Raw genomic sequence first — 11,503 nt, 5'->3', positions numbered from 1 at the left:
TTTAAAGCGGCATCCATGTCGAAATTGGTTTTGGTCATATGTCATCTCTTTTTTTGCTTAGTTTAACGAAATGACACAGAATTATGAACACTACCAATAAAGCAGCAGCAACCATAGTGCTCGATACATTGTGCCCGAGCAACTGGGTTCCTCTCGTAAATGTTAACATGTACGCTTCGTACCTTACCCTCGCGAAGCTCTACAGTCTCATTAACTTCATCAGGAAAGATGTAATCATCATTTGTAGAGACTTCAGCTTGTCGAGAAAACTCCTCATAAATTTCTTTGCCTTTGATTACGCTAGAATTGCCAACCGTCTCGTAATAGTCAATGTGCTGCCGAAGGGAGGACAACGCATTTAGTAGCTTGTCCCTCCCGTTTTCTTTAAATATCATTTCCAAATAGTAGCGTGTCGCAGCCGCGTTCGTTGTTCGAGTGAATCGCTTACCCTCGATCAAGTTCCGATAACTATATATGTAATCGACAGCTGAATTTGGATTCATACCATTACACGTTTCAAGGATTTCTATCCCTCGCGTCATTGAGATGTATCCTCTATGAACGCGTTTTGCGACATCGTATGCAGCCTCTATTGTTTTTCTGTCTATTTTAGGCATATAGATACACTCAACGATTGATGGGAGTAGATAAGGTCAGTAATACCCATGTTGACCACCTGCTATGGGTTAACCCAACAATTAGGACTTCTAGCATCAAAAAATAAAACCTCACATTGTTCGTTGAAATTATCTCTAATAAGCTGATTAACCCTATTACAATATGCTTGATCATTATCAACTACTGAGAATGCGATTCTATCAATACCTGACTTTGCAACTCTGTCTAGGATGTGCTGGTCATGTTCTCCTACACCCCAACCATAGACGACTAAGCTATCCTGAAACGAAGTAAGAACCTCACGATAAACCGTATTCAAATAGTAACTACTCTGGATCGATTTCTGCTTTTGTCGCTCGGTTCCTTCGCTAACAAATAGTGGGACGTAGCTGCCTCGTTGCCACTTTTCCAAAATGTTCTCCAGCAGCCTATTACTGCCCTGTGAACTTATCTTCCTCTCGTTTTCAATTTTATCTCGCGCCAAAATGAGATTTCCATGAGGATAAAAGACTAAAGAGCAACTGTCGATGTCTCCATATACCTCACGAAACCTTGACCAATCATCGTCAAATTCGGACCTTACAAAGCAATCTTTGAAAATATGTCTATTATCCAAGTCGTTCCCGTGCATCATCGCCCAATACACGATTAAGTCATAATTGAGCGAAATTACGTTATAGAATCCTTTCATGTAGGCGGCAATCGAAGGTAATTTTTCAGCAACTTCATTATGCTCTGGATGAATATCTCTAACAGCAGCAATTAAACAATCCCGAACGTGCCTGTATGCGGCTTCTGTCTTTTCGTCCTCTATCTCGAGAGCCTTATTAACATTTGTTGCTTGCCATACAATCCTCAAAACTAATTCAAAATCTTCAGTATGGAAGTAATCAAACAAGCTTTGAACCTCTTCATTGAGAAGGCCGTCTTCAATTGCATGTTGCTTTAGAGATTCATAATGAAACCGTTCATCTACTGCAATACTGGCTCCATTCCCTAGCAGTAACGTGTCAGTAAACCTATCGGAAATCTCCGCCCAAGAATGAATTTCAAAAGGCAAACTCAGTCCCCTCCGCTGCCAACATTCACTGAAAACACCTCATTCCGAAAGCCTACTACTTAACGTGGTTATCATAATTATTGTCATCATCTAGCCGAATCAAAGCACTTCTTAAACTTATTTTTGCAGCATAGAAGCTGAAAGCGTTTATTGATAAAGCGCCAGCAAAGCCAGTAAATATCCAAGCCCCAGCCAAAGTATTTAGTGTGTCCAGAAGCCAAACAACGATGCATGGAATTGTGAAAAAGATACTGTTTGATATACCAACATCAAAGTGAACTTTAAGCTTCCAATAATCGGGCCACTCATGCAGTATCTTTTCGTTTTTTTCACTTGGAAAAAGAACTCCGACGCCCTCCTTTAAAGTCCATACAGTTATTCCTATGGGAAAGAACATCACCCATCGAATTGCCTCGTCATTCATTGAACGCAAAGGAAAGTATTGCGAAAAAAAATCGTCTGAAAGCATGTAGACAATCAAACACAAGAGAAGGAATGCAAACTCGAAGCTAAAGAAAAAAACTTTTAAATAATAAAGCATTCTCATCAGTGCTTCATATCCCGTTCATTAGAGATCTTTTCAAAATGAGTTTTAGCTTTTACCGCAAGCTCTCCGGGAGAAGGTTCTTTGTCATGAAGGAAGCTCTTCTGTGTATCACTAGTTTTGATAACGACTTCATCTCCATTTTCCATCCCAACGACTTTCCCTCTACCATAACCATCGGCAGCCATTAAAATAGCGGCATCCCCAATGGCAGGAGGTTCGTCTGGTTCATAGTCCGGAGAGTCCATTATTCGATCCATAAGTTCTATGATTTTAGACTTCAAACCTTCTGTCTTAGAAGTTTGCTCCTTAACTGCTACTTCGGAAGCATTTCGGTGCTCAATATATTGATTGAGGCTGCCCCATAGTCTTCCAAAAAGGGGGTTGGGGGGATGCACTGTTGCCGAAAACTCTGTGAAATAGCTCAATTTTTTGAGCCGGGACGTAAAAGCACGATAGTCGGACACAGGTTCAACATCACAGGCCACAAAAAAGCCATCAAATGTTGCTTCTATAATAGATTTAAACCGTCTCGGAAAGACATCTTCTTGAATACCGTTCCAAACTTGTAAGAATGCTATACCCGAGTATTCAGGCAGATATATAAATGAAGAGCTAGCTTCAAGAAGATTTGGTACATCGGCATCAACCTGCGAACGACTGGCCTCATCAATTACCGTAGCATGACCTTCCTTTGCATACTTTGAGAGCTTTCCAAAGACATAAGGGGTATCTTCGTTTCTGTTATCGACTACATCTGTTATTGTCCAGTCAAACTTGCCGATTGAAACTGTCGGCGCATTGGCTATAGCGTCCATTAAACGTTTTTGGTCAAGATTTATCTTAACAACTCGGCCAAGATAGTATCTTCCTCTTCTCATTAGGTTCTCCCTGTACCCTCTGAAACTCTTGCGTCTTAATTGACGCGTTTGTTATTTATTTTACGGAGCAAATGATCCACATTACGCGATGCAAGGAGCCAAGAGTTGTACCGCTGCACCTGCGATTATTACGTTTCAGCTGTACGTGTACTCTTGCCACGGAATCTGGGATGGGTGTAAATTGGCAAGAAAATTAACGATATCTGCTCGACCTCTATATTCAGGAATACCTCGAAAACCTTGTGCCATTAGTACAACCGGCATACCCGGAAACAAAGGCATGAAAGTCGAAATTGCTTCCTCACTTTCGTGAGGCGAGTCTAAAATATGCTTCTTAACCACAACAATCGCAAACGTAACCCCCTGTTCTTTAATCACTGCGCCTTGAAATTTCATAATAACTCCAATCTAGGTATATAAAAACGTAACACAAAACACCGAGGCAACTAGTCGAACCAAGGTTTAAAATCGCGAGTGATACGCCTTGCTAAGTGAATTATTCACTTTAAAGTACTGTCCCACTTCTTTGCATAATATTCAAAGTTTTCGAACGTTCCTGCATGAGTATGAATCTGCATATGCTTAATTACGTCAGAACATCGATACCATTGATTACTAAAAACTTTTAAGAAGAAGGCTTTACATACTGATTCACTTAGATCTTTCTGCTTTATCCCAATAGAAATAAACTCGAGAAAATTGAGAACATTTATAACACCATAACGAGCGCTTTCATTTTTTGAATCGATGAATTTTTCATAAGTTAATTTTTGACCAGACGGAAATACTTCTTGAAATGACTGCACCTGCTTTAAGTATGATTCGCTCAATCTCGACTGTGCAATAATTGAAACTGTAGACTGACGTTGCGCGATGTAAAGTGAAACCCACCAACCCAAAGTAATGGCCGACAAAGACGCGAAACAAGAAATCAGTATGAACAGACCATTACCAGCCGAATCAATTCCGATACAATAGATCCATCCGCCAATACAAAGGCTCAACGCACAGAACAGCCCTGACATAATTAATAGTAGTATTCTCAACTATTCCTCCGAGCAACTTAACGTCTAGCGTAAACGGTGTGAATGACTCGCTTCCGACGACCGCATCGAGCGAATTTAATGGCGTTATTACATGATTTCACGCTACAAGATCGCCATATCCCCAAATCAAGGTGCCCAAAAGAATGAAACACAAGGTTACGTATTCCAAGACTTTTCTGCGTTTAGGTATGCTCCAATCTTGAGGTGACCCACCAATATACCCCGCAGCAGACTGCCTGCAATCATTCATGCGTTGCTGAGCTGAATAATTTCTTGTCTCAACCCAGACAGATAAAAGCACTACGACTGCTCCCGACCGACCAAACCAGTGCGCCTCGCCAGTAGCATGGCTTAAAATGTATGATGCGACAGCAAAACAGCAACCAGAAAACAAGATAAGGATTTCCGCAAAAATTTTCCCCGCCTTTCGCTCTTCTTCCTCTTTATTTGGCATTCTATTGCTGTTTGTCAATTCTACTGACTCCCTCATTCAAACAACATATTGATACTAGACGTACGTCATTTCTACGACAGGTCACGTCTGCGAACAGTAACCGAAACTACTTTAAGGAGACCTAACCCCTAAGAAAACTTGCCTCAACCCATATCCATCACTATTGCTAGTAACTTTAATTCGCCAGACATCATGGTTATAAGTAATTTCTTAACCAAATCAACTTATACGATTGTATTAAACTCGACAACCGAAGGCAGAAATGCTTCAATTTTCTCGGAGGTGCTATTCGAACTTAAGGCTTAAGCCGCACACAAATGCGAGAAAACTTAACTGCTAGTAATTAATTCTTACATCGGTACAATTTTATCCTTTAATTGACTCTGCAAATTAAGAGACTATTGGCAAGGAGCCATATTGGAAGTTAAATTCATAAACGAGGAAAACGGTGTTCAGCTCGGCTGTCGAACTTACAGTGGGATCACACACACGATCATTCCTGCTTTCAGTGCGTCAGATCACGACATCTACTTTACGAACACCTTTGCAAAAGAGCCTCTCTACAAATCGTGGCTGATCAAGTCCATCGATATCACTGAAGGTGGTGTTGAAATTTATATCAGCGGAAATGACATTCCAGACTCGGTTTATACACATGCTACGAAGCAGCGCAAAAACTTTAAGTCATTGCTCAGAAAACATAACATCGTCGAAGTAGATTTTGGACATCAATCCTCTATTTTCAGTCTGTCGTCTGGTGAAGAAAAAAACACATTACGAACAGACTCTCTAATGCCCGGCGAAATGCATAAAAAGCGACCATGTATAGTCATGGGAACTCGAGCTGACTCCGTGACCGTAATTCCTTTAACGACAAGGGATTACCATAACCCTAAACATATCTCAATATCGAGTGACTCTTTTCATAATTTGCATTCAAGGTACTCTGAAAAAACATCTTTCGCTGCGTTAGATATGGTTCAGACAGTGTCTGCACATAGAGTTTTCCCGCCAAGAGAAGCCTCTACTGGGCGATATAGGCACCAATACTTCAAATACAAGTTAACAAAGACGGACGGGGAAGCTATTGATACCGCACTTGCTGACATATATAACGATGACGTCACAAAGCAACTCAAAATTGCCCAAACTGCTCTAACCGGAGTTAGAAAGGAAAAATCTCTGATTTTAGATAAATATAACGCCGTTACTAACGAGTTAAAGACGATAGAATCATGTAATGAAGAACTGAGAGAAGTAGTTGATCACTTAGCGAAAGCATTTGACATTGAAGGGGAGTTACAGCAGGTATTAGAGCAACTCAAAGCGATTTAACAACAAAAATGTTGACTTCCCTTTATTTATTTGCAATCCTATCAGCAGGTCTTGGCACTGGGAGTATCGACCTACCAAGGCGACTAGTGGAACCGTGTACTCTTTAGTATACGCGGAAACTACCGATACAAAAAAAGTTTTGAAAGGCCAGCTTTGCTGGCCTTTTCATTTTCTAACTATAAAAATGACTCTCCCTCGGCAAGCTGGCATCCGATAAGCCATTGGCTTACGGTTCGGCTTTTTGTGCTTGATATATCAAGCTTTACACAAATCACGGTATCCTAATTCACTTCTAATCTTCAGATACCCCAACTCGAACCGAGCCAGTTCCCGCCATAACCAGCAACTGTTCTTCCTCATTTAGTTGATTAGCCACTGCCCGGCCCAAATAGATCCACTTTTCAAGCATTTCGTCTACCGTCTTGGGCAACTTCTCTAGCTCAGCCTCGGCTGCACTAATCAAATCGGCATCAATGTTTATCTCAATTCTGCTCTCTTCTGACGTGGACATCTGCCTTCTCCTGTTGTTGTGAAAATTTCTTCATGATTCTTCGGTAAAAGCGGCTGCAACTCGGCAGCTTTTTTGTTGTTCTGTTGAACCAGTTGTGTCCGCCAAGTGCTTGGTCGATTTCATATTGCGATGGCACGTTTTTGTTATCGTGAAGAGCTAAACGAATGAACCCTTTCAATTGGGGGAGTAGCTCTTTATCCCTTCGCGACCATAGCTTATGCCCTTGATATTTCCGCTTCTCATTGGCTGGCAGAGTACCCATGAGCCACTTTTTATCGTACTTATACAAAAGCCCATACTCTTTCTGAATAAGCTGTCTAAGTTGCGTCCGCGAGTGAGTTGGATATTGCTTTATCGCTTCTTGCACAACCTTCCGCGCGTTATTTCGCTTTGACAACAGACGCAGGTATTGTCGCCAGACCACCAATCCACTAACGGACTGAATAATCTGCTCTACCGCACCATCGGATATTCCACACTTGCTAGCAATTTCATGTCGACAAGTGCCCTTAATAGCCATCGCTTTGATTTCTCGCTCAACGTCAGGAGTAATCGTTTGTCGCCGCTCATCGATGCTCACCCCCATCCGTTTGGCAGTTTGCTTAACGTATCCAACACTAACTTTCACTCTTCTTGAGATCTCTCGCATACTGTACTTTTCTTCGCGTAGCAGCGAGACACATCGACAAGCCTGCTGCTCAGTCACGCCGCTACGCGCACTGGCTTGCACTACCCGATTGCTTGATAGAAACGAAAGCGCAAACCGCAATACTAGCGCCTTGAATGGATATATAGGGCTTAACGGCTCGCGGAGTATTTTGCGAACATGGCTTTCGTTGACGATTTTCGGGATATCCAATCCAAGCTCGATTGCATCAAGTAAGTGCAGTAAGCTGTTCATATCCAGATTCTGTCCTCGTTTGAAGAAAGCCGGATAATGATGAAAGTCATCATAAACGCTTTGGTTTGGTAACCTCGACTGTTCAATACAGCTAGCAACAAATTTAGCAAACATCACCTGCATTTCAGGAGCCCGCTCATAGGCCTGATTATTGGGTAAAGACGGAAGTACGTATTGACGACTATCCGTTTGGAGCTCAATAAGCTTGCATTGATGAAACGGGCAAGCTGTAACGCCATTGAACTGATGAATTAAATGCCAGTAGCCTATGCCAATCCTTTCAACATCGTTGCTGTAGCAGACCGGACAGACGCACGAATAGCCAACGGATTTATGACCCAAGTGAGACAATGCAGATATGTTAGCCAGCGATAGTGCTTTACTCCCCAGCATCACACTTCTCAGCTCGGTTCTACGGCTAGTAAAAATGCCATATAGGTCAAGCAACGTATGCTTGCTGAGCAAATGACCTGTTTCGTAGTCAGACCAGCCTGCAATCTTGTTTATCTCTATTGGAAGCACTTGGTTGATGCTGACCGGTGCTCTGCCAAACAACTCTTTTGCGATAGTCCTAGGGTTTCGTATACCCCAAATTTGCTGGCATCTTGCCACGTATGAATACACCGTCTCATCGGGCTGAATCCTCGGTGTATAGAGCGCGGTGTTCACGGTCTGAACTCATATAGATAGAAAAACTTAAACAGCAAGTAAAGTAGCGGATGCACGGAAGCATCTGCACTCATAATGTTACTGGCCTTAAGCGCAACATTACTTGAAACTCTCTCAGCCTCGCTTTTCATGTGTGGAAACAAAATGCCCAGATACTTCGCAAGAGCTTTGCGCCATTCACTATTCAGACGCGATGTAACTAAGCATCGCTTTGGAGAATAAAAACTGCTTTCCATAAACACGTCTTTGTGAAGTTTCAGCTCCGCTCTGTGCGCTTCAACGCCCATCTCGTAAATTCGAGTGGTTTCAAAGTCCAACCATCGATGGAACAGCGTTATGCTCGGAACAACGTATGCGTCCTTATCGAAGAATGACTGACTGAATTCAAAGCCATTAAACTGCGACACGGGACGCTGAAGAAGTATTTGCTGATGCTTATGGCAAATGAATGATGTCGCAGCTTGATGCTGAGCATTCCAAACTCCCACGCCATAGGCTTGCACTGACTCATCGAAGCACTCAGGGCAAAGCTTGATGGACTGGAAAGGTAAAAGAACCTTCTCAGCGTTAAATAGCACTCGTCCCGTTGCTCTTTTGTCCCTCTGCTGACCCACGAATTGGTCTACTTCATCGTCCTCAATAAAACTACGCCAGTAGCGCCCAAGTAAGTTGTTATCAATTATCGATAAAAGCCTGTTATCGCCATAGTTCTTAGTCATTAAGGTGATTGCCCATCGGGGGAGTGTTTCGCCAATTTGTCGAGTGCTAGTAATCTTCAATAAATCAAGAAAATGACTGGCCCCCATAAAGTTGGCAAATTGCATCAGCCGATACACATAACTGGGGAAGTACTCCTTCCTTTGAAGGAGCACGTTGTCAAACATCATGGTTACTAGTGAGTCATTGTTCATATGGCTACTCGACTTCCATATCTTGATCAAGCATCGCTCTCACACGTTCATTACGCGCTTGTAACTTGGCGTCTACAGGTATTGGCTCTGATGGCTCCTTAGTGCCCGCTGCGACCTCCTTAACTTGCTTATCAATACTAGACACCACCTGAAGCCCTTTCAGTTTCGGCTTGATCGACTCGCTTCGAATATGAGTCTCACAATGCGCATGATAAATACGCTCCGGCAGATTTTTCTTAGTCAGCTTCTGTTTCTCAGTGAGCAGAAACTCAGTCAGTCGCTTCAATTTGCTAACGTTTCCCTCACAGTAGTAAAAGAGCATGCTTTTGAGGTTTTGATTAAGCCAGTCGCGTTGTAAACCCAAGAAATTAAGCATCGTTGCTTCAACCAGCTCATTCCAAGTGGCAGAGTCAGCGGTGTAGTCTTGAACCCGGAATAACCCGTCACTGATCAATCGTCTCTCAGTCTGTTCGGGTTGGTTTTTATCAGCAAATAAGTCCGTAACCTCAGGTGTACCGATAAAAAACATGGGAATTCCAAGGTCGTTATACAGATCCTCTAGAAACTCGTTCGTTAACTTTTTTGCGTCTTTCGTTTTGTTGGCATTTAATACAAACTGAACATCGTCAACCACGATCATGCCCAACCCGACCATTCGGCACATTTTTATCACGTAGATGATCTCGTCGCCTACCGTAGCTGAAGGTAACCGCGAGGCTAAGTTACTACCTAATTTTTCATCTATGGCGTTGAGAATTGACAGCAGGAATGGTCGCTTACTACTCGTGCTTTTGATAAACACTTTTATCCACAAAACTTGGGGCACGCGGCGACCACCAGTCTCTTCACTCGGTGGATGAAAGTGATTATTTAGCTCGAAACAAGATAAGATTTTATCAACTTCTTTGGTTTTCCCGTGGCCAGACCGGCCCAGCATCAACATCGATGTGCCAGCATCGACAAGAGATGTTGGTTTGGGGACATTTTTTATACTTTGCTTCCCGGCATCGATATCATGCAGATACTTATCATAGTCGTCCGTTTTCGGGTGACGATTTAGATAACCAACCAACATCAAATGGTAAATACGCTCGTAGAGTTCGTAGCTATACTCAGGTGGCACAAAAAACTTCTTTGAAAGACCAATACGCCTAATAGATTCGGGAGCACCACTGAAGCCAGCTTGTAGATCGTCACGCTCTTCCAACTTTGACATCAATTCAGGCTCAGTAAGCTTTAAGTTTTCGAGAGCCATAATGAATGGATTTCCATCCACCCATTGTTTAAAAAGTGGGTCGTTACTCATCATCAACTCCTCCCATGTCTGAAGAGCTTGCAGAGCTAAATGGATAGTCCTCACCCGAAGTACCGAATAACTTACGGGTCTCAATAACATCACCAGCTACTTCCTGATTCTGTGCTGCTTTGAAGTTATCGTTGATTCCCGCAACGATTCCTTTGCGGTCAACTTTGGGTTTACCGCCGCCCTGGCGGGCTGATTTTTGGGCGTTGAGAATAGAACGTTGTAAGTCAATACGATCAGCAGAGCGATCCTTACGATTCATTGATTTGCTTCGGGCTTCCATTGCATAAACTTCTTCGATCTCATGCTGAATAAGCTCCTCAAATCGTTCGCAATGAGATGCAAGTGTAAACTCAATGATCTCATTGCCAAACTGCTCAGAGCGAAACCACATGTATCTGGGATCATCATGGTTGATCCGGACTTTGATTTCTGGAGTTTTCATACCTTTTAGCAGGCATTCCCGCTGCCATTTCTGAAACTCTTTGTGAGTTGTGCGATAAACTAATTTATTTGAAATTAAATGCACTCCATCCCTTTTTACCAAACCAACGTCTTGGTCTAACAGAGCGTACATCACCAACTCTTTGGGCTTTCTAACGCCGCCGCCCATGCGCCGAGAAATATGACGCTTCCACAGGCTTAGTGGGGTCGGTTTTACGCCTTCAAACACATCAAAGGTCTGCAATCGAGTAAAGTTAAGTCTGCGCTTGTTGAACGATAGAATAGCTTCGATAATTAGCTGGTTTAACGTAACGATATCAACTTCTGCGAAGTTAGATGGATGCGCGACATCTTTTGCAGGGTTTGGTTTAACAGCCCCCTGTAGCTGTTGAAAGACTATCAAATCTGAAGCGTTAAGATTGACTTCGACACTCCCCTTTCTCCGACTGATATACGCGGTTGCATAGGTGATGGTTTCGAGTAAAAGATCTGCGGCTATCATTCCATCGAAAAGTTCTTTTTTGTACTCCGCCGCTCTGTCGCAAAGCAGTCGGATGCAAATATGCTGGCAAGGCCAATCATCTTCGTCGATTTGAATTCCATACTTTTCGCAAAAGGCCACTTTATCCGTGAATGCGTTGTACAAAGCCTTCTTTACCGCTGAGGTTCCCGCCTGAAATGTTATGGAGTATCCAACGATTTTGCTGCAAAAGCTGTCTACCACAAAGTACTGTAAATATCCCATTTATAACACAGTCATCTCATAGAATATTTATGCCGCAGTTCGGTACTCAAACGGTGTCATATCATTGAGTGAGTCGTGCGG

Annotated in this window: 12 protein-coding genes; 1 reads left to right on the top strand and 11 read right to left on the bottom strand. The window is 42.7% G+C overall.

Features of this window, described 5'->3' with window-relative positions; genetic code table 11:
• Positions 1 to 679 precede the first annotated feature (679 nt).
• The 6 genes from DFP83_RS12965 to DFP83_RS12940 all read right to left on the bottom strand — a co-directional run bounded on the left by DFP83_RS12965 (position 680) and on the right by DFP83_RS12940 (position 4,621).
• Complete coding sequence (locus DFP83_RS12965) at positions 680 to 1,678, bottom strand: DUF4917 family protein (protein WP_110576426.1); 999 nt, start codon at positions 1,676 to 1,678, stop codon at positions 680 to 682.
• A gap of 55 nt (positions 1,679 to 1,733) precedes the next feature.
• A complete protein-coding gene (locus tag DFP83_RS12960) occupies positions 1,734 to 2,225 on the bottom strand; it encodes a hypothetical protein (protein ID WP_110576424.1) in 492 nt (163 codons plus the stop codon).
• Positions 2,225 to 3,103 (bottom strand): hypothetical protein, encoded by an 879-nt coding sequence (locus DFP83_RS12955; protein WP_110576422.1) that lies wholly within the window; start codon positions 3,101 to 3,103, stop codon positions 2,225 to 2,227. Before DFP83_RS12955 ends, DFP83_RS12960 begins: the two co-directional genes overlap by 1 nt.
• A 135-nt stretch (positions 3,104 to 3,238) precedes the next feature.
• Positions 3,239 to 3,499, bottom strand: coding sequence for a hypothetical protein (locus DFP83_RS12950; protein ID WP_110576420.1), 261 nt, complete (start codon positions 3,497 to 3,499; stop codon positions 3,239 to 3,241).
• 104 nt (positions 3,500 to 3,603) lie between these two features.
• Positions 3,604 to 4,149, bottom strand: coding sequence for a DUF4760 domain-containing protein (locus DFP83_RS12945; protein WP_126753167.1), 546 nt, complete (start codon positions 4,147 to 4,149; stop codon positions 3,604 to 3,606).
• Between the two features lie 97 nt (positions 4,150 to 4,246).
• A complete protein-coding gene (locus DFP83_RS12940) occupies positions 4,247 to 4,621 on the bottom strand; it encodes a hypothetical protein (RefSeq protein WP_126753166.1) in 375 nt (124 codons plus the stop codon).
• A gap of 399 nt (positions 4,622 to 5,020) precedes the next feature.
• Here DFP83_RS12940 and DFP83_RS12935 point away from each other — a divergent pair, with 399 nt between their 5' ends.
• Positions 5,021 to 5,938, top strand: a complete 918-nt coding sequence (locus tag DFP83_RS12935) for a type II toxin-antitoxin system PemK/MazF family toxin (protein ID WP_157981579.1) — start codon at positions 5,021 to 5,023, stop codon at positions 5,936 to 5,938.
• Between the two features lie 292 nt (positions 5,939 to 6,230).
• Here DFP83_RS12935 and DFP83_RS12930 read toward each other — a convergent pair whose 3' ends face one another.
• The 5 genes from DFP83_RS12930 to DFP83_RS12910 are packed head-to-tail and all read right to left on the bottom strand — an operon-like array spanning position 6,231 to position 11,422.
• Positions 6,231 to 6,449, bottom strand: a complete 219-nt coding sequence (locus tag DFP83_RS12930; RefSeq protein WP_110576416.1) for a hypothetical protein — start codon at positions 6,447 to 6,449, stop codon at positions 6,231 to 6,233.
• The gene (locus DFP83_RS12925; RefSeq protein ID WP_110576414.1) at positions 6,421 to 8,019 is read right to left on the bottom strand and encodes a TnsD family Tn7-like transposition protein; all 1,599 of its coding nucleotides are present in this window, start codon (positions 8,017 to 8,019) and stop codon (positions 6,421 to 6,423) included. The genes DFP83_RS12930 and DFP83_RS12925 overlap by 29 nt, the downstream gene beginning before the upstream one ends.
• Complete coding sequence (locus tag DFP83_RS12920; RefSeq protein WP_110576412.1) at positions 8,016 to 8,930, bottom strand: TniQ family protein; 915 nt, start codon at positions 8,928 to 8,930, stop codon at positions 8,016 to 8,018. The genes DFP83_RS12925 and DFP83_RS12920 overlap by 4 nt, the downstream gene beginning before the upstream one ends.
• Before the next feature lie 4 nt (positions 8,931 to 8,934).
• Entirely contained in the window at positions 8,935 to 10,239 is a 1,305-nt protein-coding gene (locus tag DFP83_RS12915; RefSeq protein ID WP_157981577.1) for a TniB family NTP-binding protein, read from the bottom strand.
• Positions 10,229 to 11,422 carry a hypothetical protein gene (locus DFP83_RS12910; RefSeq protein ID WP_110576408.1) on the bottom strand — a complete coding sequence of 398 codons (1,194 nt, stop codon included), beginning with the start codon at positions 11,420 to 11,422 and terminating at the stop codon, positions 10,229 to 10,231. Before DFP83_RS12910 ends, DFP83_RS12915 begins: the two co-directional genes overlap by 11 nt.
• Positions 11,423 to 11,503: the final 81 nt, after the last annotated feature.

Origin of the sequence: Idiomarina fontislapidosi, from assembly GCF_003226255.1 — a bacterium.
GTDB classification, from domain to species: Bacteria; Pseudomonadota; Gammaproteobacteria; order Enterobacterales; family Alteromonadaceae; genus Idiomarina; species Idiomarina fontislapidosi.
Note: the sequence above shows the minus strand (reverse complement) of the source record. Positions and strands in the feature narration are given on the sequence as shown.

Excerpts from the sequence above, each read along its gene's own strand:
- DFP83_RS12960 (WP_110576424.1), bottom strand. The coding sequence starts at position 2,225 with ATGAGAATGCTTTATTATTTAAAAGTTTTTTTCTTTAGCTTCGAGTTT.
- DFP83_RS12955 (WP_110576422.1), bottom strand. The coding sequence starts at position 3,103 with ATGAGAAGAGGAAGATACTATCTTGGCCGAGTTGTTAAGATAAATCTT.
- DFP83_RS12950 (WP_110576420.1), bottom strand. The coding sequence starts at position 3,499 with ATGAAATTTCAAGGCGCAGTGATTAAAGAACAGGGGGTTACGTTTGCG.
- DFP83_RS12930 (WP_110576416.1), bottom strand. The coding sequence starts at position 6,449 with ATGTCCACGTCAGAAGAGAGCAGAATTGAGATAAACATTGATGCCGAT.
- DFP83_RS12920 (WP_110576412.1), bottom strand. The coding sequence starts at position 8,930 with ATGAACAATGACTCACTAGTAACCATGATGTTTGACAACGTGCTCCTT.
- DFP83_RS12915 (WP_157981577.1), bottom strand. The coding sequence starts at position 10,239 with ATGATGAGTAACGACCCACTTTTTAAACAATGGGTGGATGGAAATCCA.
- DFP83_RS12910 (WP_110576408.1), bottom strand. The coding sequence starts at position 11,422 with ATGGGATATTTACAGTACTTTGTGGTAGACAGCTTTTGCAGCAAAATC.